The organism is Maribacter sp. MJ134 (genome assembly GCF_003970695.1).
Taxonomy (GTDB): Bacteria; Bacteroidota; Bacteroidia; order Flavobacteriales; family Flavobacteriaceae; genus Maribacter.
The window spans coordinates 2,662,980-2,686,986 of sequence record NZ_CP034570.1 but is presented as its reverse complement, the minus strand read 5'-3'; the positions used below and the strand labels follow the sequence as shown (position 1 = coordinate 2,686,986).

Annotated in this window: 18 protein-coding genes; 7 read left to right on the top strand and 11 right to left on the bottom strand. The window is 39.8% G+C overall.

Annotated elements, in window-relative coordinates; all coding sequences use genetic code 11:
* Window positions 1-176 precede the first annotated feature (176 nt).
* Window positions 177-1,835, top strand: a complete 1,659-nt coding sequence (locus EJ994_RS11570) for a solute:sodium symporter family transporter (protein WP_126592578.1) — start codon at window positions 177-179, stop codon at window positions 1,833-1,835.
* Between the two features lie 14 nt (window positions 1,836-1,849).
* Here EJ994_RS11570 and EJ994_RS11565 read toward each other — a convergent pair whose 3' ends face one another.
* Both EJ994_RS11565 and EJ994_RS11560 read right to left on the bottom strand, forming a co-directional pair.
* Window positions 1,850-2,686, bottom strand: a complete 837-nt coding sequence (locus EJ994_RS11565; RefSeq protein ID WP_241240772.1) for a phosphatase PAP2 family protein — start codon at window positions 2,684-2,686, stop codon at window positions 1,850-1,852.
* 115 nt (window positions 2,687-2,801) lie between these two features.
* Window positions 2,802-3,704 carry a histone deacetylase gene (locus EJ994_RS11560; protein WP_126592577.1) on the bottom strand — a complete coding sequence of 301 codons (903 nt, stop codon included), beginning with the start codon at window positions 3,702-3,704 and terminating at the stop codon, window positions 2,802-2,804.
* 42 nt (window positions 3,705-3,746) lie between these two features.
* Between EJ994_RS11560 and EJ994_RS11555 the strand changes: the two genes are divergently transcribed.
* The gene (locus EJ994_RS11555) at window positions 3,747-4,700 is read left to right on the top strand and encodes an L-threonylcarbamoyladenylate synthase (RefSeq protein WP_126592576.1); all 954 of its coding nucleotides are present in this window, start codon (window positions 3,747-3,749) and stop codon (window positions 4,698-4,700) included.
* On the opposite strand, the gene EJ994_RS11550 is transcribed toward EJ994_RS11555, so the two are convergent.
* On the bottom strand, window positions 4,697-6,829 hold the full coding sequence (locus EJ994_RS11550) for a Tex family protein (RefSeq protein ID WP_126592575.1): 2,133 nt from the start codon (window positions 6,827-6,829) through the stop codon (window positions 4,697-4,699). The two genes, EJ994_RS11555 and EJ994_RS11550, sit on opposite strands and share 4 nt — an antisense overlap.
* A gap of 200 nt (window positions 6,830-7,029) precedes the next feature.
* Here EJ994_RS11550 and EJ994_RS17435 point away from each other — a divergent pair, with 200 nt between their 5' ends.
* Both EJ994_RS17435 and EJ994_RS11540 read left to right on the top strand, forming a co-directional pair.
* Window positions 7,030-8,184 carry a hypothetical protein gene (locus EJ994_RS17435; protein WP_164721456.1) on the top strand — a complete coding sequence of 385 codons (1,155 nt, stop codon included), beginning with the start codon at window positions 7,030-7,032 and terminating at the stop codon, window positions 8,182-8,184.
* A gap of 167 nt (window positions 8,185-8,351) precedes the next feature.
* Window positions 8,352-9,167, top strand: a complete 816-nt coding sequence (locus EJ994_RS11540; RefSeq protein WP_126592574.1) for a hypothetical protein — start codon at window positions 8,352-8,354, stop codon at window positions 9,165-9,167.
* An 86-nt stretch (window positions 9,168-9,253) separates the two neighbouring features.
* On the opposite strand, the gene metG is transcribed toward EJ994_RS11540, so the two are convergent.
* The 3 genes from metG to EJ994_RS11525 all read right to left on the bottom strand — a co-directional run bounded on the left by metG (window position 9,254) and on the right by EJ994_RS11525 (window position 14,783).
* Window positions 9,254-11,392: a methionine--tRNA ligase gene (gene metG / locus EJ994_RS11535; RefSeq protein WP_126592573.1), complete on the bottom strand. Its 2,139-nt coding sequence runs from the start codon at window positions 11,390-11,392 to the stop codon at window positions 9,254-9,256.
* A gap of 176 nt (window positions 11,393-11,568) precedes the next feature.
* The gene (locus EJ994_RS11530; RefSeq protein ID WP_126592572.1) at window positions 11,569-13,278 is read right to left on the bottom strand and encodes a DUF1501 domain-containing protein; all 1,710 of its coding nucleotides are present in this window, start codon (window positions 13,276-13,278) and stop codon (window positions 11,569-11,571) included.
* Between the two features lie 11 nt (window positions 13,279-13,289).
* Complete coding sequence (locus EJ994_RS11525) at window positions 13,290-14,783, bottom strand: DUF1800 domain-containing protein (RefSeq protein ID WP_126592571.1); 1,494 nt, start codon at window positions 14,781-14,783, stop codon at window positions 13,290-13,292.
* Window positions 14,784-14,972: 189 nt separating this feature from the next.
* On the opposite strand from EJ994_RS11525, the gene EJ994_RS11520 reads away from it, so the two are divergent.
* Together EJ994_RS11520 and EJ994_RS11515 are read left to right on the top strand one after the other, a co-directional pair.
* Window positions 14,973-15,332: a YraN family protein gene (locus tag EJ994_RS11520; protein ID WP_126592570.1), complete on the top strand. Its 360-nt coding sequence runs from the start codon at window positions 14,973-14,975 to the stop codon at window positions 15,330-15,332.
* A gap of 85 nt (window positions 15,333-15,417) precedes the next feature.
* Complete coding sequence (locus tag EJ994_RS11515; protein WP_126592569.1) at window positions 15,418-16,077, top strand: aspartate kinase; 660 nt, start codon at window positions 15,418-15,420, stop codon at window positions 16,075-16,077.
* Here EJ994_RS11515 and EJ994_RS11510 read toward each other — a convergent pair.
* Window positions 16,074-17,393, bottom strand: coding sequence for a TlpA family protein disulfide reductase (locus tag EJ994_RS11510; protein WP_126592568.1), 1,320 nt, complete (start codon window positions 17,391-17,393; stop codon window positions 16,074-16,076). The two genes, EJ994_RS11515 and EJ994_RS11510, sit on opposite strands and share 4 nt — an antisense overlap.
* A 133-nt stretch (window positions 17,394-17,526) precedes the next feature.
* On the opposite strand from EJ994_RS11510, the gene EJ994_RS11505 reads away from it, so the two are divergent.
* Window positions 17,527-18,369 (top strand): zinc-ribbon domain-containing protein, encoded by an 843-nt coding sequence (locus EJ994_RS11505; RefSeq protein WP_126592567.1) that lies wholly within the window; start codon window positions 17,527-17,529, stop codon window positions 18,367-18,369.
* Between the two features lie 8 nt (window positions 18,370-18,377).
* Here EJ994_RS11505 and EJ994_RS11500 read toward each other — a convergent pair whose 3' ends face one another.
* The 4 genes from EJ994_RS11500 to mfd form a co-directional block, all read right to left on the bottom strand.
* Complete coding sequence (locus tag EJ994_RS11500) at window positions 18,378-18,692, bottom strand: TerB family tellurite resistance protein (RefSeq protein WP_126592566.1); 315 nt, start codon at window positions 18,690-18,692, stop codon at window positions 18,378-18,380.
* 100 nt (window positions 18,693-18,792) lie between these two features.
* Window positions 18,793-19,608 (bottom strand): helix-turn-helix domain-containing protein, encoded by an 816-nt coding sequence (locus tag EJ994_RS11495; RefSeq protein WP_126592565.1) that lies wholly within the window; start codon window positions 19,606-19,608, stop codon window positions 18,793-18,795.
* 141 nt (window positions 19,609-19,749) lie between these two features.
* Window positions 19,750-20,370, bottom strand: a complete 621-nt coding sequence (locus EJ994_RS11490) for a hypothetical protein (RefSeq protein WP_126592564.1) — start codon at window positions 20,368-20,370, stop codon at window positions 19,750-19,752.
* 32 nt (window positions 20,371-20,402) lie between these two features.
* On the bottom strand, window positions 20,403-23,753 hold the full coding sequence (gene mfd / locus EJ994_RS11485) for a transcription-repair coupling factor (RefSeq protein ID WP_126592563.1): 3,351 nt from the start codon (window positions 23,751-23,753) through the stop codon (window positions 20,403-20,405).
* Between the last annotated feature and the right edge of the window lie 254 nt (window positions 23,754-24,007).

The window sequence follows — 24,007 nt, the reverse complement described above, 5'->3', positions numbered from 1 at the left end:
AGGTCTATTCAGTTTCCAAAGTAATTCTAGTCAGCTCGGACCGGGGGGAGTATTAATTGACTACAAAATTGGTGTTCTACTCTTGGATGTATTATATTAGACCTTTCGCTTTTATGCATGTGGCACAAATTAGTGCAGTTATGGAGCGTGTTAACCAATTAACCAACTCAACCCTCATGGATTACTTATCGATTTTCTCTTTTATTGGATTCACACTTTTGGTAGCGATTATCGCTTGGTACGCTACAAGAAACACCAATGAAAGTACCGCAGACGGATATTTCCTCGGTGGAAGGAGTTTGGGTGCCTTGACTATTGCAGGTTCCTTGTTATTGACCAATCTTTCGGCAGAACAAATAGTGGGTTTAAACGGTCAGGCATTTTCTGAGGGAATACTCGTGATGGCTTGGGAAACACTTGCCGCTATAGCCATGGTCATTACAGCTGTCTGGTTTCTGCCCAAGTATATGAAAAAGGGGATTACCACCATTCCTGAATTTATACAGGGTCGTTTTGACGAAAACACCAAAGCCATTCTATCCATATTATTTTTAATCGCATTTGGTATCGTGTTATTACCGACCATTCTTTATGCAGGTTCTAAGGCTTTTATCACCATGTTCGAATTGCCCGATGCTTTGGGAGTTTCAGAGACGGCCGCTTATTGGATATGTGTTTGGAGTATTGGTTTAATAGGAATTATATACGCAATATACGGTGGTCTAAAAGCGGTGGCGGTATCCGATTTGGTCAATGCTATAGGATTGTTGGTTGGTGGTCTGGCTATACCTTACTTTGGATTGGTTATGATTAGTGATGACAATAGTATCGCTGGAGGTTTGTCCAAGTTATGGGTAGACAATCAGGATAAATTTGATGTCACCGGCGATATTACTTCTTCCATACCGGTGGGGACTATCTTCACAGGGATGATGATTGCGCAGATGTATTATTGGGGTACGAACCAAGCTATTTTACAACGTGTCTTTGGAGCGAAAAGTTTGGCCGAAGGTCAAAAAGGGATGTTGCTAGCGGCATTTGTGAAATTCTTGATTCCTGTTATCGTGGTGTTACCAGGTATCATTGCGTTCAATATGTTCGGGTCTGAGCTAAACGATGCGGACGCCTCCTATCCAGAGCTGGTTAGAAGGGTACTACCAGGTGGATTGTTAGGATTCTTTGCCGCAGTTTTATTCGGTGCCATATTAAGTTCGTTCAATAGTCTTTTGAACAGTAGCGCTACCTTATTCGGTTTTGATTTGTACAAAAAGTTTTTCAACCCTGAAGCAAGCGAATTACAGACAGTAAAAGCAGGAAAACGTTTCGGTTTGGCATTGGCGGTTATCTCAATGTCCATAGCCCCATTTATACGTTATGCTCCGGACGGTTTGTTCTCCTATATACAGCAAGCGTTAGGAAGTTTAAGTGTACCAATATTAGCCGTGGTCGTTATCGGAATTTTGACCAAAAAGGTGCCAGCCTTAGGTGCTAAGGTTGTTTTAATCGGTGGGGTGATTATGTATTTGATCAGTCTATTAGGATTGGGCCCCGCAATGATTAATTCAGCTATGGCTAAGGCAGCCGAGAATGGTATTACCGATGCGGGCCAATTAGCAATTATAAAGGCTGAAGCTTATCCTCATTTTCTCCACATCATGGGAATACTGTTCGTGGTTAACATTATTATTATGCTCATTATTGGAGCTGTTAAACCAAAAACTGAGGAGTATGTGCCAGAGGTGACTAAAGTAATCGATACTACGCCTTGGAAGTATGCCACCGTTGTTGGTATTTTGGTCGCGTTGTTGGTTCTAAGTACCTATCTGATTTTTTAGGAGAAGGGTGTTTTTTAGAATTCTAGATGTAACCCTACTTGGCCCGGTCCAAAGTTGAGGTTCCAGCTTAGTTTTTTAGCATTGTCATTATATTTTTGGTCGTATTTAGAGTCTAAATAGCGGTCTATCGATTCCACGGTAAAAATACTGATAGCCACACCTAGGACTACGTCGGAGAGCCAATGTTTACCCTCCCATAACCTTGATATGGCAGGTATAGAACCGAGTGTGTAAATTCCGGTTTTCACCCAACAATTCTTAAATTGTTTGGCTATGGCATGAGCATTGGTCATTGCTAAAATGGCATGACCTGACGGAAAGGAATGAAATTCTCTATCACCGGCCCATAGTGGTCGATAGGTATCCTTGTTTTTTCCGCTTAAGGGTCTTGCCCTACCAACTGCGGATTTTAGTACTTGTTGAAGTAGACCTGCTGAGGAAGCGGAGGAAATTAAAAGTACCCCTGTTCGCCTCAATTTTTCGTTTTTACTAATTAGACCCGTGAGGTAAACCGCTCCTGTAATCATATAATTATTCTCTGGACTCCCATAGTTGAATCCGTAGTCGCGAACAACTTTTGGTACGTCTTCTTTAATACCTCTAAAATAATCACTGGTAGGGGTGTCCACTAAATAGGCAATGCCCGTTGCCCCCATCGTATAACCAAAATTAGACCAATCCTTGCCAGTCCAATGTAGCGGTCTGCTATAGGAATAGCCTATACCTTTAAACACATTTCCTATGTCATAGGTAAACATTTGCCATCTGGTTTCAACAGAATCCTTAGAAGTGCTTTGAGCAGAACACGAGAAGGAAAATAGAATAAGGAATACTATTATTGAATTTTTCAAAATGCTGTTTTTAGAATTTGCAAATTAAAAAAATAAATAAAAAACTATTATTTCTAACGATTGGAAAGTTAGCTCAATCTATTATTCATCGCTGAAGGTTAAGATAAAAATTTTGTCAAAAATAAATTCCTTGCGCTAACCTAAATGTATTGGCATGGGCATCAACAATAACCTTAATTTCAGGAGAGTAGCCACCACCCATACTACATTGCACGGGTATTTGAAGCTTGTGGCAGGTCTCTAGGACAAAGCGATCTCTTTCCTTACAACCTTCTACGGTTAAACTTAATGTGCCTAATTTGTCCGTTTCAATAACGTCTACGCCACATAGGTAAAATATAAAATCCGGTTGTTGTTCGTTAATAAGTTTTGGAAGGGTTTTTTTTAAAATAGATAAATACGTGGCATCCGTTGTTCCTTTTTCCAAAGGAATGTCCAAATCTGAATGCTCCTTTTTAAAGGGATAATTACCTGCCCCATGCATGGAAAAGGTGAAAACGGAGGCATCTTTTGCAAAGATTTCAGCTGTCCCGTTACCTTGATGTACATCCAGATCGACAATTAGTATTTTCCTCGCCAATCCTTTTGATTGTAAGTATCTAGCCCCTATAGCTTGGTCATTTAGCATACAGAAGGCTTCCCCTTTATCGGTATAGGCATGATGCGTGCCACCGGCAATATTCATGGCAATTCCGAATTGTATGGCGTACTCACAGGCTTTCATGGTTCCGTCCGCAATGATTCGCTCACGCTCTACCAAATCCTCCGTGAGGGGAAAACCTATTTTTCGGGCTTCTTTGGGTGGAATTTTAATGTTCAATAAATCGTAGAAGTATTCCGGGTCGTGCACCGCAACAATATGCTTATCGTTCGGTATTTCTGGTTCAAAAAAATTGGTTTCCTCACAAGTACCTTCGTATAGGAGTTGTTTGGGAAGCAAATCGTACTTAAGCATGGGAAACCGATGTCCTTCCGGTAACGGATGTTTGTAAATAGGGTGAAACGCAATTCTTAACATAGCAGCACAAAAATACCAAAAACCTGCACTACCTTTGTACCAATGCGTACTTCAATTACTACAGATATTGCCTTTTGTCAAAAGCTTTTAAAAACAGGCGAATTGGTTGCCATACCCACGGAGACGGTTTATGGGTTAGCAGCGAGCATCATGGATATAGGAGCTATAGAACGTATTTTTGAAATGAAGGGTAGACCTATGTTCAATCCTTTAATAGTTCATATTCATAGCTTAGAGCAATTGTCTCTTTTGGCGAGGGATATTCCCGAAAACGCTCTAAGACTGGCACGAGCTTTTTGGCCGGGCTCACTAACGCTTATTTTGCCCAAGACGGCGGAAGTTTCCGATACCATTACGGCAAATAAACCTACGGTGGGTATCCGTATGCCAAATCACCCAAAGACCTTAGCATTGTTAAAGGGGCTGCCTTTTCCCATCGCGGCACCCAGTGCAAATCCGTCCACCAGAGTTAGTCCTACTTCTGCTGAACATGTGTTCTCTTATTTTGGAACGAAGCTACCGGCTATTTTAGATGGCGGACCTTGCGAAGTAGGTTTAGAATCTACCATTGTAGGATTCAAGGGAGAAACGCCGGTTATATATCGAAAAGGGGGGATTACCGTTGAGGCTATCGAAGCTATCGTCGGTAAAGTTCAATTGGTTACTAAAGAAGATAAAGCGCCAGTGGCTCCGGGAATGTTGGCAAAGCACTATGCTCCAAAGACTAAACTGATCATTAGTAGCAGTGTGGCTGAAACAGTTGAAGAATATACAGGCTTTAAAGTGGGTGTCATTTCTTTTTGCTCAAATTATGAAAGGGTTGAAGCGCTAAGAATACTTTCACAAGAAGGCAATCTTGCTATAGCCGCAAAAAACCTTTTTTCCGCTTTACATGAGCTGGATCAGATGGAACTGGATTTCATTGTCGCAGAGAAATTTCCCGAGGAAGGATTAGGGAGGAGCATTAACGACCGTCTAGAACGAGCAGCATACTAAGTTTTCTTATGCATTGCCAGCTGTATTCTTTTTCTGGGAATATCTACGGATAATACTTTTACAATAAGCTGCTGGTTCAAGTGAACATGAGCGTTCACATCCTTTACAAAAGTATCCGCTAAATTAGATACGTGAATAAGGCCACTTTCCTTAATGCCGATATCTACAAAACATCCAAAATTGGTAATATTGTTGACAATACCTGGTAGCAATTGCCCGTCTCGCAGATCACCTATGGATCTTATGTTTTGATCAAAAGAAAAAACCTTCGCCTTCTCCCTTTTGTCCAAACCGGGTTTCTCCAGTTCTTCTACAATGTCTTGTAATGTAGGTAAACCTACTTCTTCAGAACAATACTGTCGTAAATCTATTTCTTTGAGTTCCCTTTTGTTTCCGATTAAATCAGATAGGGATATTCCCCTATCTTTTGCCATTTGTTGTACAATGGTATAGCTTTCCGGATGCACTGCAGAATCGTCCAACGGATTTTCCCCGTCTTTAATACGAAGAAATCCCGCACCTTGTTCAAAAGCTTTACCGCCTAAACGGGCAACTTTTTTAATTTCGTTCCGTGAAGGAAAAGCACCATTTTCAGTTCGGTACGCAACTATGTTTTCTGCTAATTTTGGACCTATTCCACTAACATAACTCAATAATGGAACACTGGCGGTATTGATATTAACACCTACTGAATTAACACAACTTTCCACCACGCGGTCCAAGGATATCTTTAACTTGGGTTGGTCCACATCGTGCTGATATTGACCTACACCAATAGATTTGGGGTCTATTTTAACCAGTTCCCCTAGAGGGTCTGCCAACCTACGACCAATGGAAACCGCACCTCTTACGGTGACATCATAGTTGGGAAATTCATCCCGGGCAATTTTAGAGGCAGAATATATGGATGCTCCAGCCTCGCTCACCACAAAGACTTCAATCGGATCTTTGAACACCACCTTTTTAACCAACCGTTCTGTTTCTCTAGATGCTGTTGCGTTGCCAATGGCAATGGCTTCAATTTTATAGGCATTGGCCAAAGAGCTTAGTTTTTTAATACTTCCAGACACATCGTTTTGTGGGGCGTGCGGGTAAATCGTTTCATTGTGCACCAAGTTTCCCTGTTGGTCTAAGCAAACTATTTTGCAACCTGTTCTAAAACCAGGGTCAATCGCTAAAATTCGCTTTTCACCTAGTGGGGGGCTCAGTAGAAGTTGTCTTAAATTTTTAGCGAATACCTCAATAGCATTGCCGTCTGCCTTTTCCTTGGCCTTTTTTAATAATTCAGCACTTAGTGAGGAAAATAATAACCTTTTGTAGGCATCTGATATAGCCATTTTAATCTGCTCCGCACTTTCGGTAGTATCATTTTTAATGATGCGTTGCTGTATACGTTCCAATGCTCGATTGTCGTCAATCTCAATTTTAATGCGGATGTATTTTTCCGATTCCGCGCGGGAAATAGCTAGGAATCGGTGAGACGGACAACGATTTAAAGCTTCGCTCCAATCAAAGTAATCCCGGTATTTCTGTGCTTTTTCCTGATCTTTTTGTTTAGCGACAACTTTGGTCGTAATCATGGCAAAGCGTTCTAATTGCCGTCGTAGTTGATTTCTGATATCCGTACGTTCATTGACCCACTCTGCAATAATATGTCTTGCCCCTTCTAAGGCTTCACCCTCGTTTTGCACTTCTGCATTTAAGTACCTACCTGCCAAATATTCCAACTCTTCCGTACGTTGGGCCATAATAATTTTGGCCAAGCGCTCCAATCCGTTCTTACGGGCAACTTCTGCCTTTGTTTTTTTACTTTTTTTGAACGGTAGGTACAAATCTTCCAGACTAGTGAGATTGGCGCATGATTCAATTTTTGATTTTAGTTCTGCGGTTAGGACACCTTGTTCTTCAATGACCTTAAGAATAGTGGATTTCCGTTTCTGTAATAATTCAAATTCATTTTTATACTTTACAATGTTACCTATCTGCACTTCGTCCAACCCACCAGTTGCCTCTTTTCGGTAGCGGGAGATAAACGGGATGGTACAATCCTGATTTAGAAGTGCTACTGTATTTTGAATTGATTTTTCAGGGAGTTGGGTGTGTTGAAGAATAGAGGATATAAGATTCATGGGAACTTAAATAAGAGGTAAAGATAAAAAATACCCATTATTAGGTATTCTTTTTGGTTTCGGTTTGTAATAATATTGGTAAACGAAAGTCAATTTACTATCTCCCCTAGAGTACTTTTCGTTGAATCCCCCCTGTTATATAAAGGAACATGATAATTATCCGTAAAAGGGATTATTAGATAAACACTAAATAAATGATTATGAAAAAACCAATGATGGCATTAATTTGCGCAATGATGGCTTTCAGCGCCTGTAACAAAGATGACGACAACCCAATTACTACCGAAGAAGAAACGGCGAATCCTCCAAAAGAGGAGGTTATGGACCCGCCGGAGGTACTAACCGGTGTTTTTAGGGATAGTGAGGTACAAGGCCTAAGCTTTAGTACCGCTACTCAAAATGGGACTACAAACGATAAAGGCGAGTTTTCCTTTTTGGAAGGAGAGACCATTACCTTTACAGTGGGGGAACTTACATTAGGAAGCACAATAGCCGATACCTTGATTACCCCTATTTCTTTGGCGAAAGCTATAGATGCCAATGCGACTATAGCAAGTCCTTTAGCACAGAATATAGCAGCTCTTTTACAAACCTTGGATAGTGATAATGATCACAGTAACGGTATAATCATACCACAAAATATAGCAAGTGCTATTGGGGTGCAAAATATAGATTTTACACAACCTATTGAAAGTACTTTGGCGGATATTGTGTTAAGTGTTGCACAGAATCAGGGCCCTGCATTACAGATTGTTTATCCGGGACAAGCGGCCGATAACATGGCTGCTGCGCTTAATATTGACTATGATGCACCACCGAATTTTGCGATAAGTCATTTAATGCCAGCTTTAAAAGCATTTTTTCAGGGCTACTATAAACAACATACTCCGGCATCGGCAGTGTATAAAAATACCTTCGATGTAGAGGGAAGGTTAATTTCTACCGACATCATATCGAGATTTTCCGGAAATATGCTGTACAGTTTCAGGTTTTCGGGATATGCTGATGATGGTCAGCCAGTAACAGGTACGTACACTAGCTTTAATGCGAATTCTAGATTTGGAAGCGCGGTTTTAAACGCAAGTTTTGAGTATGGTCTAGAGCTTGGTTATGATGAAGATCATAGATTGACAGAATTTGGAGAATTGTTCAATGGGCAAATGTCTAACTTAACTCAATTCACAACGTTCGATGAAGATAATAGGCCTTTGTCCTATTTTAGGGACTTGTCTCAAGAGGGCGAAGACCTTGAATTCACTATTACCATAGATGCCACATATGAAAACGGGCTGATAAATACTTCTCGAAGAAACTTTTATCAGGAATATGACCAAGGGGGGTCACTGGTATTATAAATACCACTAGAGAATTAACCTACAGGTATAATGAGGTCAAGAATTTAACTAATATCGATTTTACCCGTGTTTTTGAAGAAACTTTTACTCAGGACGGCGTAGTAACAAATACTGTTGATGATGGCACGCATAATGAAACTTTGAGCTATGATAATAATAACAAGTTAGTGACTCATCAATCTCTGGAACAAGGTACTACCGGCGCTGATGTTACGTATACCAGTGAATGGACAAGGGCATATGACGCCAATGAACTGTTAGATTCCTATACGTTCTCCTCTACTTTAAATAGAGAAAGTTTTATTGATTACGAGGCAGGAATACTATTAAGTTCGCAAGATTTTTTTAATGGTCAGCTTACTTTTGAGGCTAGTTATGCCGCAGATGGTTCCAGTATCTTTACCAATTATTTCTATAATGAAAACAATGATCTGATTCGGACAGAACTGTTTGAACGTGATGCAAATTTCAGAACCATTAAACAAATAAACGTATATTATGATAATGGGGTAATATCCTTCATAGACGAGTTATTTTATGACGAAAACGGAAACATAGGTTCAATTATTTATAAGGATGCCGATGGAACAGTAGTTCAAACGAATAATTATACTTACAACGCATCTGGTCAAATTATTAGTGTGGAGGGATTATTTGCCGACGGAAGTTTACGGTTTACGGAAGAGTGGGAGTATAACAGTGATGGTCTGTTGACCACAATAAATGTTTTTAGGGCCGACGGAACTCTCGAAGTCATATATCGTTACGAAAATGGAGAATTAGCTACTGGAGAGTTTTATGATGAGGATGGCAATTTAATTGAAACAGTAGATTATACCACCAGTGGAAAATCTAAACTGAATACGAATAAAAGAGAAAGAAACAGGAAACATCTACAATCAAGAATAACCAGAGGAGAACAAGTACGGACAATATCTACCTCCAGTTATGACGATGAAATTAGATGGATAAGCAAAAAATAAGAAAAAGTTCAAGCTCTTGCTTTCTATCTTTATCTTGTCCTGTTATTTTGAATTAGTTAAATCCCCGGTCATATGGCTGGGGATTTTTAACTTATCCCCTCACCATTACCAACACCTTCCTCATCCGGATTTACAAAGACCAATTTGCCTTCGGCATTTTCGGTCATCAGAATCATGCCTTCACTATCTACACCACGTAAAGAACGTGGCGCTAGATTGACTAGTACGGTGACTTTTTTACCCACAACCTCTTCTGGCGTAAAACTTTCGGCAATGCCGGACACTATTGTCCTAGTATCTAAACCGGTATCTACCTTAAGAACCAGCAGTTTCTTGGCCTTGGCCATCTTTTCAGCTTCCACGATGGTGCCTACCCGCATATCTAGTTTTGTAAAATCATCGAATTGTATGGTATCTTTTTGTGGCATAAGTTCTTTGCTGGCGTTGGAGCTTGTACTGAGCGAAGTCGAAGTATTAATTTTTTTCGTGGCCTCTAACTTGTCTAGCTGAACTTGAATTTCTTGGTCTTCTATTTTTCTGAAAAGCAATTCGGCTTTGTTGATTTGGTGGGCTGGGGGTAAGAGGGTTTCTTTGGATGAAACTTCTGACCAATTGTGACTTTGGCTACGCTCAGTCTCGGCTTGAGTTTTGTGGTCGCTGAGCGTAGTTGAAGCGATATTTAGTATTGATTTTAGTTTCGTAGAAGTAAACGGTAAAAAAGGTTCGCTTAAAATGGCTAAACCTGTAGCGATCTGTAGCGCTACGAACATAATGGTCTTTACTCTTCCCTCATCTTGCTTTATAACTTTCCAGGGTTCCTCGTCCGCTAAATACTTATTTCCCAAACGTGCTAAGTTCATTAATTCTTGACCGGCTTCCCTATAACGATACCGTTGAAGGGAACTTGAAATTATTTCGGGATATTTGCGAAGCTGTTCTAGGGTTTCACTGTCAACTTTTGTAAAATTACCGGGAGAAGGCACTTCTCCACCATAATATTTCTGTGTAAGTACGGCCACACGGTTTATAAAGTTCCCGAATATGGCCACAAGCTCATTATTGTTCCTAGCCTGGAAATCTTTCCAAGTAAAATCATTATCCTTGGTTTCCGGGGCGTTTGCCGTTAAGGTGTAACGCAATACGTCTTGCATTTCCGGAAAATCAACCAAATATTCATGCAACCAAACTGCCCAATTTTTAGAGGTGGATAGTTTGTTGCCTTCCAGATTCAAAAATTCATTGGCAGGTACGTTGTCCGGAAGGATATAATCCCCATGCGCCCTTAAAATAGCAGGGAAAATGATACAGTGAAAAACAATATTGTCCTTGCCTATAAAATGTAGGAGTTTGGTGTCCTTATCTTTCCAATAGGGTTCCCAATCTTTACCTTCTCGTTCAGCCCATTCCTTTGTAGAAGAAATATAGCCGATAGGAGCATCGAACCAAACGTATAATACTTTTCCTTCCCCACCTTTTACCGGTACGGGAATTCCCCAATCTAAATCGCGTGTTACCGCTCTAGGTTCGAGTCCGCCGTCTATCCATGATTTACATTGACCGTAAACATTGGGTTTCCAATCGTTTTTATGACCTTCTAAAATCCATTTTCGCAGAAAATCTTCGTGCTTATCCAGGGGTAAGAACCAATGCGTTGTTTCTTTGGTCGTGGGAACGGTGCCGGTTATGGTAGATTTAGGATTGATTAGGTCCGTAGCGTTCAAGGTAGACCCGCAATTTTCACATTGGTCACCATAGGCCTCTTCATTTCCACATCTGGGACAGGTACCCGTTACAAAGCGATCGGCCAAAAATTGTTTTGCTTCGCCATCATATAATTGTGCGGTTGTCTCCTCGATAAAATCTCCTTGTTCATAGAGCTTTTTAAAAAAATCGGAAGCAGTTTCATGATGTATGGGCGCCGAGGTCCTTGAATAGTTATCAAAGGTGATTCCAAAATCCGCAAAAGACTGTTTAATAATGGCATGGTATTTATCTACTACCTCTTTTGGTGTTATACCTTCTTTTTTTGCTTTCATAGAAATGGCCACACCGTGCTCATCACTACCGCAAATAAAGGCAACATCTTTCCCCGTAATCCGTAAATAACGGGCGTAAATATCCGCTGGTACGTAAACACCCGCTAGGTGACCAATATGTATGGGTCCGTTAGTATACGGTAGGGCTGCTGTAATTGTATATCTTTTGGGTGACTCTATCGTGGACATCTCATTTTATTAAGCCACAAAAATACTGAAATTGTTGTAAGAACTTGTATGATGTACCTCATCAATAAAGGTGTTCTTTTTTAGGAAAATAGAATGAACTGTGACGGGTAAAAAAGAAAAACCTTCGGATTGTAAAAAATACTACCGAAGGTCAAGTTGCATAGTGGGGAAACAGATTAAGCGACCATAACTGATTTACTCATCTTTTGATTCTGTACACTTATACGATAAATGTACTTGCCAGTTGATAGTTGCTTGGGCATGCGCTCTCGTATGTTAATTTCTGTGGAGCCCTCTAGCATCATCTCGTTAAAGACGGTTCCTACGTGTTGTCCAAGAATATTGTATAATTGGATATCTACCTGTGCGGTAAATGGCATTTCTAAATAAATGTGCGGTGCACCTTCAGAAGGATAAAAAGGTTTGTGTACAATAGCAGTCGCTATTTCTTCACTACCTACTTCAGGCTCTTCTGCTGGTGGAGTAGGAGGGGTCACGGGGTCATCGTTATAAACAATATCCGGGAAATCTACACCGCTACAGTTAAACCCAAGGTTAACCGGGGCATAGGTGTGGTTCAATAAATGTTGTTCTACCAAGGGGATATCCACACAGAGCCATTCTGCCAGAACAGTCGCATACAAATCTCTAAAGTCCATGGTATATTCCAAGTTTCCTCTACCGTCCGGGTCTTCCAGAGTAGGATGGTCACCCACAAAAGCACTTCCATTAAGTCCTGAACCAAAAAATAAGGTTGGTGCGGCCTTTCCGTGATCAGTACCGTTAGAGCCGTTTTCAAAAATTCTACGGCCAAATTCGGAGAATGTCATACTTAGCACTTTATCATCTTGTTGTGTACAGGCTAAATCTTCATAGAAACTGTTGATAGCTATGGATAAGTTAGACATTAATCGTTCATGGGCCAAGGGTTGGTTACCATGGGTATCAAAACCACCCATAGAAATCATATACACCTTTGTGCCTAAATTACCTTTAATCAATTTTGAAATGACCGATAATTGTCTAGCAAAACTGTTGTCCTGATATTCTACGCCGCAACCAAGCGCTTCACCTCTCTCGTAGGCTTCATGGATTAAACCGGAATACTCGTACGTGGTATTGGCAACACCTCTTAAAAACTTAAGCTGGTCCCCATACATACAATCGTTGAACAAGGAATCGTCCAGTCCGTAAACTACTCCCGATTCGGCAATCTCTTCTAATTGGTTAATATTTGAGGTTACGAACGCATAGTTGGTCTCTTCTCCTTGAAAAACCAAGCTCCCGAACTGCCCTATTTGTATGGCTGCTGGTGCTGCTGGTGGATTTACTAGATAATCGGGATAAATGTTTTCAAAATGTCTACCCATCCAGCCGGTGTTCAATCCGCTAAAACCGGTGGTGGCCAAATCCGTATTGGCAAAAATGTCTGAGCCTGTAAAGTGGGAAAGACTCTGACCTTCATAACCAACCCCGTGAACGGCCTTAAATTGGCCTTCGCCCCACATGGGTTCCAAAGCACTCATGTAAGAGGGTACCCCAAATTCATCGGTAAGTTTTAAAACTTTACTTTCTGGAATATAAATATTGGGTCTTGCATTGGCATAAGCATCGTACTGTTCTATGGGAATAACCGTACTTAGCCCATCGTTTCCTCCGGATAGACGAATCAGGATTAAAATATTATCTGTTTCTGCGGCCGCGATCCCTGCAGATAGGGCAGATGGAGCAGAAGCCGTAAGCATATTGGCACCTAGCATCATGGAACCGGAACCGGCTATACCCAATGCTTGTAAAAAGGAACGTCTGCTCCAATATTGATGTTCGTGATCATGGCCATCGTGTTCTAAGCCTTTATGGGGAGAATTATGATTTATATCGCACATAGTAGTAGGTATTATTTTAATTGAAACTCAGGTTGTCTTGCTAAATATTGCAATAATAGATAGACTTGGAATGGAGCCGCAGGCCAAGTGGCCAATGTCCATGATTCTTGATTGCCGCCTTCATAGTAAACGTCTTCTACATCACTTCTGAAAATGGCATAGGCTTTTTGATACTCACCCTCGTCCAAAAGACCTTTGGGAAGCATAAAATCTATGATAAGCCTAGATACTTCATCTGGATTGTTGCTGGTTAACCCAACATTGCCGGAAATGGCCAACCCTAATGACCTGAATTGTTCGTTATCAGCTTGATAAAAAGCCTCAAGTATACTTTCAATAGTTAACCAACGGCCAATAATGAAATTGGTGTTGATCCAGGATCGGTCTCTTTGCCAACCGGCAACATCTACCGGATCAAATAATTCTTGGCTAAGTAACCTACTATAGTTTGCCATTTCAAGAACGGTGGCATCCGTATAGGCAAAGCTTGTTTCCTTTAAGGTATTGAAATAAAAATCGAACGGACTTTTAATGATCACACCGATGGCCTCATCATCAAAAAAGTGCTCGCTTCTAAAAAGTTGTCTTAGTACAGGAGCTATTTCAAAGTCGTTGGCAAGAAATGTTGCCGCCATACCATCTATAATGGTCTGTGCATTATTAGCTTCGTCCTTGGAATCTGGATGTACAAAGAATTCATAAAGCTTTCTGCATACGAACTCTGCTATTTCATTGGGTCTTTGCTGAAAAAGAATATTTATAACATCGTCATAACCCCAATTTCCGGTCTGCCCTAAAATCGTTTTAGGACCGGCATCGTGGCGGTCCGCTCTAAAAGTAACCTGAGTACAACCTACTTCTCCCCGCTCAACATAACCGGTCAAAGCTTTTGCTGTCTCTATAACATCTTCTTCTGTGTAACCGTTACCTTCACCTAAAGTGAAAAGCTCATAAAGTTCACGGGCATAGTTTTCATTGGGGTTGTTGCCATTATTGAAAACACCATCTAAATAGTAAAGCATGGCGCTGGTGAGCCCAATTTCACTGGTAAAGGTTCTAAAATTACCGATTGCGTTTCGTTGTAGACAATTTACATAGTAATACAAGAAAGAATTACAATCATAAACATCCAGTTCTGTTACGAAATGATTACTCCAAAAAAAACTTAAGCGATCTCTTAGATTATTGTTCAGCAGACCATTGGCGTAGTCTAATCCAAATTCTGTTCGTTGTTGGTTGCGTAGTTGCCTGCGGGCATCATCGTCTTCGGGATAGTTTGCATTCGTCCAGTCTGCCCAAGCAGGGGCGGGTAAGGGAGCCATATTTAATGCTTCGTCCACCAAAGCGTCAACAAGCGTACCTGCATTTTGACCTACGGCTTGGTTTATGGTATCCACGGATGCACTGAATCCTAACCTTCTATACAAATGCGATGCTCTTAGTTGGTCTAAGGGAGCGTTGTAGGCTGCAAGAGTAGAAGTATTACAATTAATGAAATATTCCATAGTCTTATTGAAAAGCGTTAGTAAATTACGTTCATAGAGTTGGGGCTTCTATTCAACGTAACGAAATTTGGGATAGTATACGAATCCTAGTATTTTCGTTAACTGACACCCCAAAAGTAAGTGCTAGATTTAAAAAACCCGCTCAAGAGTCTATATTTTCGATGAACTACACAATTTTGATGCAATTTTATGGGAAAACATAATGAGTTTGGAAAGGAAGGGGAAAAGATTGCCGTTGATTATCTCAAAAAAAAGGGATATCAAATTTACTATAAGAACTATAGATACCTTAAGGCCGAGATAGATATCATTGCTCGTAAAGGTGATATTTTGGCCATTGTTGAGGTACGATCTCGTAGCTCGGATTTTATTGAGAATATTGCCGATACCGTGACCCCGAAAAAGATAAAATTATTGGTCATGGCTGCAGACCACTATGTTACCGAAACAGATTTGGATGTGGAGGTCAGATTTGACATAATCACTATTCTGAAGAACAGGAAGCAATTTGAATTGGAGCACCTAGAATCAGCATTCTATCATTTTTGAATACCTATTGAAGTACTAGAATAGATTTAAAAACATTTTGTTTTATTTGTAACAAGTTGTTATATTTGCCCACAATCTAACTATCATGAAAACAATATCATCTGTCGTAGAACAGTATATTAAGAAAAAACCATTTCTTCAAAGTGCTCTGGCACAGGGTATTATAAATCTTACCTCATTATCCCGTATCGTTAAGCCAGAGATTGAAGAGGAACTTGGAAAAGACATTCGTAACGGCGCTATCGTAATGGCTTTAAAGCGGCTGTCTGATGATTTAGAATTCCGCGCTACCCATAAGATTCTAAAGGTACTTAAGAATATAGGCGAGATTACGGTGCGATCTTCTTTAACGGATTATACCTTTCTGGCCTCGGACAATATTTTGGTGCAACAGGCAAAACTTTTAGAGGAGATCAACAACAATCAAGATGTATTCTACACCTCTTCAAGAGGAGTAAATGAAATCAATATTGTCATCAGTAACATTATGGACAAGACCGTTGAGGAATTGTTCCAAGAAGAGAAATGTACGCAGAAGGCAGAAGATCTTTCTTCTATTACGGTAAAGCTGCCGGCTGAAAACGTGTCCGTACCTGGAATCTATTATTTTATTTTTCAGCGGTTGGCTTGGGAGGGAATTGTCCTGTACGAGGTTATTTCTACGACCAATGAGTTTACCATATTGGTAAACGATGAGCAGGTAGATATCGCTTTTAAAACCATAAAAGATTTAAAGGGACTCTAATCTTTAAGAAATGCTACAACTTCCTTATCCGTATGGGGTTTTGAAATAAATCGTTTTTTCTTATCCAGAATAAAATAGGTCGGTGTTTGTTGTATAGCGAACAGTTGTGCATATTCGCTTTGCCATTTATCCAAGGCAATGGCATGGTGAAAATTGGGCAGTTTGGCAATTTCCATGTTCCAGTTCGCTTCATCATCTTCTAGTCCTACTGCAATTACCTCAATATTCTCGTAAGTTGCTAATTCTTTATGCAAGGCGGGTACTTCCTTTAAACAATGGGAACACGTGCTACTCCAAAATACCAATACGTAATGCTCCGCTCCGTTCAGGCTAGAAAGTGATTTGGTAGTACCATTTTCCTTCCATGTGATGTCAGGAGACGGTGCTCCTATACTAAGCCGCGTCTGTACCGTTATCTCATCTATTAATTGCTGTTGACCGTTTTCTATAGCTAGGGTCTTCAAGTGGTTGTCGTAAATGACCTCCGCAATAGTATTGAGACTGTTTTCTCTTGCTGTTTCCCAAAGACCATGAAAAATAGCTACCTGAAAATTACCCGGTGTAGTTTCTAGCTTAGCTGCTATAATCCTTATATTTTCTTGTATTGCTTTTTCAACTTCAGTTTGCGAGGTTTGCTCCAGAGGTATGGCGGAAAAAACATAATTGGTTATTTTGTCCTTTAAAAATCCCGATGCCTGTAACATTTTGTCTTCAACATTGATATGCTCAAAATATCGTTTCTTTTTCTGATTAAAATAAGATGTGACCGGTTCATAACTCTCTGGAATATAAGGCTTGTTGGCCATTATAAAGGAACTGACCAGTAGACCTTCACTTCGCGTTTCAAAGCTTTGTTGGGTATTTTTTAATTCTTTAAGAATAGCTTCAAATTCCTTTTCCGATGTTTTTCCCGACTGATAATACGCGACGAGCTTACTTTCTAAGGCACCAATAGTTGAGAAATAGGAATCGAACGTTATATTTTCTTTTGAACTTGTAAAAGATACCCCTTCTTCAAAATCAAAATTGAAACTGATTTCTTCCTCACCATTGTAGATAACATCAATGTAAAATTCATCTTGCGGAATAGCATAGACCAATCTGTACATGCCTTTGACGGCATTCGCAGGCAAGTCCAATTTAAAATAACCGTCATTGACTGCCGTATCCGCAACATATCGCTGACTACCTGGTGTAAGCTCATAGGCAATGAGCCATTTAAAATCTTTAGCGGGTGTAAAGTTCCCCGAGATGGACTGTTGGGCCTGTAGACCGAACGTTAAAAGAACAATGAATAAACTAGTATAAAATTTCATAGTAGTAAAAAGACAATAATCAGACCAAATTTAAGACTTCTATTTGTGTATTTGTAAAATCCCTGAAAATGGGGAGTACAACAGCAAAGGAATAGGCTACTTTTGAGTTTATTAATCCATTTAGACCTAGCCAATGATTTTCTTTTTTGGAACCCGTGCTTCAAAAATAAAAGAGCGACAACTAAAGGGCACTACCTGTCCTTATTGTCAATCCCAAGATTCTTTTATAGTAAGCTCATTCAGTAAATACTTTCACTTTTTTTGGATTCCGATTATCCCGTTGTTCAAGACCCACATTGCGGAATGCTCCCATTGTAAAAAGAGCTACGGTATAGGGCAATTCACTAAGGAAATGCAACGCAGTCTTGAAAATGAAAACCGACTGAACCCTGCAAAAAGACCCCTGTGGCAAGGTCTTGGGTGTTTGGTCCTGATAGTATTTTTTGGCGTTATGATTACTATTTCATTCTATGGAGTTTACAGGCGCTCTAAGAATCCAGAGAAATATAAAGTGGAAATTGACCCAAGGTTGGAACTCTTAAATGCGGATATGGATAAGCTTTCAAAATTGGTTACCACAGAAACGGATAGTTTGACCTTAGCTTTAAAACAATGCGTAACCCATGATATTGTTGGCGGATTGAATACTGAAAATATTGAATACTTTACAAAGCGAAACGATAGTAGCATATTGGTTCTTTTACGAATAGAGGAAATAAAAAAAATAAAGCCAGGGTTTAGAAAAGATATTATAGCTGTGGTAAACGATTGCCTATTTCAGATGGATAGTATCACTAGGACAAACGAGATATATATTGGGGTTGAGGGACGATGGAATATAGTCTTGGTACAAACCCCTACAGATGCTGATTTAGGAGGTAGATTTGCGGATAAAAACAAACTGTTGCCTTTTTACGGAACCAAAGCTCTAAGTCCCGTATTAGAGGGTGTGCAAGATAGTATTAGCGTACCTTAAGGAAGCAGTTAAACTTCCAACGCGGTATACAGACTGTTTAAAAGTTCTGTTTCCTTTTCATGAACAAATCCGTCCGCCTTTGCGATGTCCTCTAGAATTCTAGTCAAAGCAATCTTCTTTTCTTCTGTCATTTCTTGTAAAATGGCTACGCTCTGTTCCTTTTCAATATTCTGGGCAAACTGAATATGATTGCTATCAAAATCAATGACGTTCATGAGCTTACTTACTTCATTGATTTCGCCCTTATGCACTACGCCATCTGCATACACCATTGAATAAATCATCTTTACGATGGCTAATTTTTCAGCTAAATTAAACTCCATGGTTTTGGTCGGTATTTTTAATTAACGGCCTTGAAGATAGGGAATATTGCTAAATCTATACTCTTCAAGATTGCTGACCGTGTAAAAAGGACTTGCCGCCTCAAACACTTTGCACCTTTATGGCTTGCCTAATTTTAAGAAGTACGATGACTTCTATAATAACGGTAGGGAATTGTAATACCAATCCTAATAAGGATAGGACTACCAAAAGGAAACAGACCGCGGTAATAATTTCTAAGCCTCCTGCTAGATAACCTAATGTGCCTAATTTCTTGGCGGATTTAAGGATTGAAATACCGAAAAGCACTCCCAAGGTCCCTAATATGATGGATTCCGCTATAAGGATTCCTTCAATAGGAAAAGTGCTTTCAAAAAAGAGAGATGTAATATCATAAGCATAAAATAGTAAAAGGACCACAATAAGTAGCACCGCAGCTATTTTCATCAAATAATTTCTCAAGAGCTTTCCTACGATAAGGAAACCATAAATAAGGACGGCATAGCCTATATAAGAAATGATTTTGATAATAATATGACCGGCCAATCCAAAAACGAGCTCGCCATCACCAAAACGATAGTAATCGGCAAAACCTTCGAACGGACCAATAAGGAGGTAAAGGATACCAAAAATACTGGCTACGATCAGCAAGGTGCCGATAGATTTAGCTTCGCCCTCCGAGTTAACGACGATATCGGTACCGGTAGTTTCCTCCGTAGAGGAATAGAGCTCCTCATAATCATGGTCCAAAGCGGACAGTATGGTTTTGATCGTATAGCTCCTAGGGGATACTTCCCCATTTTCTATGCGCTGCAGGGTGCGTACGTTAATATTACAGCGTTCTACCAATTCTTCTTGGGTGAGACCTTTTTGCTTGCGTAACTCAACAATTTTAGAACCTAATGCTGGTTGTTTCATCTGTTTAGATTTTAAGTGTTCAGCAATGTTACAATCAAGATAAAACCAAACCTAAGAACTTCCCAAAATTTGACCCGACATTAGCACGGCATTGTAATCCTAGAACTTATAACACTAAAGTTATTTTTACGCTTAAAAAAATCAAGAGTTTATTTCTTTTCTTATTTGAGTGGTTAGTTGAGCTAATTCTTTCATAAGAGGAAGATATAAAGAGGGAACCTCATTTGGAATATAAAATTCCTTTGAACTATTAATCTCAATAATTTTATTTTCTATTGAATATTTCAAACTAAGGAGTTCTGATTTTATTTTACTCAAATGATTTATAATGACTATACTTCCAAATGTTCGAAGTCCATCTATTTCAAATAAATTATTGATTTTCAATTCCAAATCCTTTTTTAAATTTTTATATAACTCGACTAATTGTTCATTGTGATTTAAAATAGAAGCTTCAATTAATTGTTTTTCTTGTTGAATTTCTTTGGTACCACGCGACCTATTTGTTTGCAGTTTTCTTATTAAATTTAATTCTTGACCTATGGAAATTGAATCATGATTAATAAAGGGTTTCAGAAGGATAGAGGTAATATTATCTAATTCAGATTGTAGTATCAAATAGGTGTTGGTTTTCTTTATTCTTAACTCATCTTTCTTCTCATATTTCCGTTTAAGAAAAAATTGCCAAACACCCCAAATCAGGCCAATTACACCTAGATAAGGAAGGATATTTTGAATTAACCAAGTAGAATTACCCTCCATACAATTATGAGATATTAAATTAAAACTATAATCTATTTCAACTGCTCTAACGCTAAAAAGGCCCTGTCTATACTTCTGATGCCGTCAAAGACCAACAACAAGCGCAGTCCGTTACGTGTTTTTTTCTCTTTTATCTTACAAAGATGTGCATGACTTTGAACATATTGTAATACCCTGGTAAAGGAGGCAGTTTGGTAGAAATCCGATTGCTGGTCCGCAATGAAGTAGCCGATTAATTTGCCCTGCTTCATTACTATTTTTTCAATACCCATGGTATTGGCGATCCATTTGATACGAACCGAATTCAATAGGTCTTCTGCCTGCGGGGGTAATTCTCCGAACCGGTCTACCAATTGTGCTTCAAAATTCTTTAAAGCGTCTTCATCCTTAATCTGGTTCAGTTCGGTATACAGGTTTAGCCGCTCTGTAATATTGTTAATGTAATCGTCCGGGAATAAGAGTTCAAAATCGGCATCTATCTGGGTTTCTTTAATAAAGACTTTGTTCGCTTTACCTTCTACCTCTTCATAAAGGTCTTTAAACTCATTCTCCTTAAGTTCGTCTATAGCTTCGGCCAAGATTTTCTGATAGGTTTCAAAACCAATTTCGTTAATAAACCCGCTTTGTTCGCCACCCAATAAATCCCCGGCACCACGGATTTCTAAATCTTTCATGGCGATGTTAAACCCGCTTCCCAGTTCGGTAAACTGTTCCAGGGCCTCAATACGTTTGCGAGCATCACTGGTCATGGATTCATATGGTGGGGTAATGAAATAACAGAATGCCTTTTTATTGCTGCGACCTACACGTCCACGCATTTGGTGAAGATCGCTGAGCCCAAAATTATTGGCGTTGTTTATGAATATGGTATTGGCGTTGGTAACGTCTAGCCCACTTTCTACAATCGTCGTAGAAACCAGAACATCAAAAGCACCATTGATAAAACTTAACATCAATTGTTCTAGTTTTTTGCCTTCCATTTGGCCGTGGCCAATACCCACTTTGGCATCTGGCACCAAACGTTGTATCATACCCGCAACTTCCTTTATATTTTCAATACGGTTATGGATAAAGAATACCTGTCCGCCACGTTGTATTTCATAGGTAATTGCATCGCGTATGGTTTCCTCGTTAAAACGGATTACCGCACTTTCAATGGGGTAGCGATTGGGTGGAGGGGTAGTGATTACGGACAAATCCCGAGCCGCCATTAAACTGAACTGAAGGGTTCTTGGGATAGGTGTAGCCGTTAAGGTAAGCACATCTACATTTTCCTTGATCGATTTTAATTTATCCTTGACCGCCACACCGAATTTTTGTTCTTCATCTACAATTAACAAACCTAAATCCTTGAACTTTACGTTCTTGTTCACCAATTGATGTGTGCCAATAATAATATCTACCTTGCCCGCTTCCAGTTTTTCCAAGGTTTCCCTTCGCTCTTTGGCTGTTCTGAACCGATTAAGATAATCTACGGTAACGGGCATTTCCTTTAAACGTTCACTAAACGTGCGGCTATGCTGAAAGGCTAATATGGTAGTCGGCACTAAGACAGCAACTTGTTTTCCATTATCTACGGCCTTAAATGCCGCTCGTATCGCGACTTCCGTTTTGCCAAAACCTACATCTCCACAGATGAGACGGTCCATGGGGCGTTCGCTCTCCATGTCTTTTTTTATGTCTGCGGTCGCCGTACTTTGGTCGGGCGTATCCTCGTAGATAAAGGAGGCCTCAAGTTCGTTTTGAAGATAACTGTCCGGGTCGTATTGAAATCCTTTTTCCAAACGTCTTTTCGCATAGAGTTTTATCAGGTTGAAAGCAATTTTCTTGACACGGGATTTCGTCTTGTCCTTTACCTTTTTCCAAGCTCCGGAACCAAGTTTGTATATTTTTGGTGGGGCGCCGTCCTTCCCATTGAACTTGGATATTTTATGAAGGGAATGAATACTTACGTAAAGAATATCTCGTTCTCCATAGGCCAGTTTTATTGCTTCCTGCTTTTTCCCTTCGACATCTATTTTTTGTAATCCGCCGAATTTGCCAATACCATGGTCAATATGGGTTACATAGTCCCCAATTTCTAATTTATTGAGTTCTTTAAGGGTGATGGCCTGCTTTTTGGCGTACCCATTTTTAAGGTGAAACTTATGATAGCGTTCAAAGATTTGATGGTCCGTGTAGCAGACAATCTTTAAATCATCGGATATGAAGCCCTGATGGAGCGGAAAAACGATAGTCTTATAGTGTACGAGCCTACCGACCTCTTCAAAAATGTCATGAAACCGCTTGGCCTGCTGTTGTGACGCACAGAAAATATAATTGGTAAAGCCTTTGGAATGATTATCGTTCAGGTTTTCAATCAGCAGATTAAATTTTTTATTGAACGAGGGTTGGGGTTTGGTATGGAAAACGATGTTCTCTTGCGTAGCAGGGAGCACTGACCCGCCAGATGTAATCAACATGAAATTTGCCAACTGCGCTTTAAATTCCGTCGCATTCAAGAAAAGTTCTTCCGGTTCGGCATGTTTTATGTCTTCCGAGAGCTCTTTGAAAGCTGCTATGGCCTTTTCAAAGAAGTCATCCAAGCGACCAAAAAGAAGGTCGGTATTCTTTGAAAAAACAATGGTTTTAGAAGAGATGTAATTTAAAAAACTCTCTCTTCGCTCTTCTAAAAATTTATTCGCTACGTTAGGGATAATGGTGATTTTGGTCACTTTTTCCGTAGAAAGTTGGGTCTCTACATCAAAAGTTCTAATGCTGTCCACCTCATCACCAAAAAACTCTATTCGGTAGGGCTCGTCGTGGGAAAAGGAAAATACATCTACAATACCACCACGCACGGAAAATTCGCCTGGCTCCGTCACAAAATCCACCCGCTTGAATTTATACTCAAAAAGGACTTCGTTCAAGAAATCCAAAGAAAGTGTATCCGCTAGTTTTATCTTTAAAGTGTTCTTATCCAGTTCCTTTCTGGTGACCACTTTTTCAAAAAGTGCATCTGGATAGGTAACGATTACCGCTGGTTTTTTTCTGGAATTGATACGGTTCAAGACCTCTGCCCTTAAAAGTACGTTGGCGTTATCCGTTTCCTCTATTTGATAGGGTCTGCGGTAACTTCCTGGATAAAAAAGTACATCTTTCTCACCGATTAGTTTTTCCAGATCATTGAGAAAATACGCCGCTTCTTCTTTATCGTTGAAAACCAAAAGGAAGGGCGCATCGCTCTGCAAAAAAGCATCGGCCAAAACAAAGGAGAGCGATGAACCTGTAAGGCCTTTTAAATGAATGGAACTTGGTGACGAAACGGAATTGGCAATAGCATCCCTCAGTTTTCCGGCGGTGGAAGACTGTGAAAACAGTTGTTGAATAGAGGAGTGCGTCAACCGTTACATTTTGTGAACTGCAAATATAAACATCCAGCCTCAATGTATTGCGTTCATTTTTATCGAATGTGAGCAATAAAATATCGCTAATAAAACGGAACTTGTATCGCAGGCTACGCGTTACAAAAATGGGAGTGAAGAATGAAATAGGAAAAGACCTGAATTATGTATTTCACTGGATAATCAAGATTTGTAATGTCTGGGTATTTGCATCCAAATCAATAATGATTTACCTTCCAGTGCCTAGCGGCTCA

Excerpts from the sequence above, each read along its gene's own strand:
- EJ994_RS11570 (WP_126592578.1), top strand. The coding sequence starts at position 177 with ATGGATTACTTATCGATTTTCTCTTTTATTGGATTCACACTTTTGGTA.
- EJ994_RS11560 (WP_126592577.1), bottom strand. The coding sequence starts at position 3,704 with ATGTTAAGAATTGCGTTTCACCCTATTTACAAACATCCGTTACCGGAA.
- EJ994_RS11555 (WP_126592576.1), top strand. The coding sequence starts at position 3,747 with ATGCGTACTTCAATTACTACAGATATTGCCTTTTGTCAAAAGCTTTTA.
- EJ994_RS11550 (WP_126592575.1), bottom strand. The coding sequence starts at position 6,829 with ATGAATCTTATATCCTCTATTCTTCAACACACCCAACTCCCTGAAAAA.
- EJ994_RS17435 (WP_164721456.1), top strand. The coding sequence starts at position 7,030 with ATGAAAAAACCAATGATGGCATTAATTTGCGCAATGATGGCTTTCAGC.
- metG (WP_126592573.1), bottom strand. The coding sequence starts at position 11,392 with ATGTCCACGATAGAGTCACCCAAAAGATATACAATTACAGCAGCCCTA.
- EJ994_RS11530 (WP_126592572.1), bottom strand. The coding sequence starts at position 13,278 with ATGTGCGATATAAATCATAATTCTCCCCATAAAGGCTTAGAACACGAT.
- EJ994_RS11525 (WP_126592571.1), bottom strand. The coding sequence starts at position 14,783 with ATGGAATATTTCATTAATTGTAATACTTCTACTCTTGCAGCCTACAAC.
- EJ994_RS11520 (WP_126592570.1), top strand. The coding sequence starts at position 14,973 with ATGGGAAAACATAATGAGTTTGGAAAGGAAGGGGAAAAGATTGCCGTT.
- EJ994_RS11515 (WP_126592569.1), top strand. The coding sequence starts at position 15,418 with ATGAAAACAATATCATCTGTCGTAGAACAGTATATTAAGAAAAAACCA.
- EJ994_RS11510 (WP_126592568.1), bottom strand. The coding sequence starts at position 17,393 with ATGAAATTTTATACTAGTTTATTCATTGTTCTTTTAACGTTCGGTCTA.
- EJ994_RS11505 (WP_126592567.1), top strand. The coding sequence starts at position 17,527 with ATGATTTTCTTTTTTGGAACCCGTGCTTCAAAAATAAAAGAGCGACAA.
- EJ994_RS11500 (WP_126592566.1), bottom strand. The coding sequence starts at position 18,692 with ATGGAGTTTAATTTAGCTGAAAAATTAGCCATCGTAAAGATGATTTAT.
- EJ994_RS11495 (WP_126592565.1), bottom strand. The coding sequence starts at position 19,608 with ATGAAACAACCAGCATTAGGTTCTAAAATTGTTGAGTTACGCAAGCAA.
- EJ994_RS11490 (WP_126592564.1), bottom strand. The coding sequence starts at position 20,370 with ATGGAGGGTAATTCTACTTGGTTAATTCAAAATATCCTTCCTTATCTA.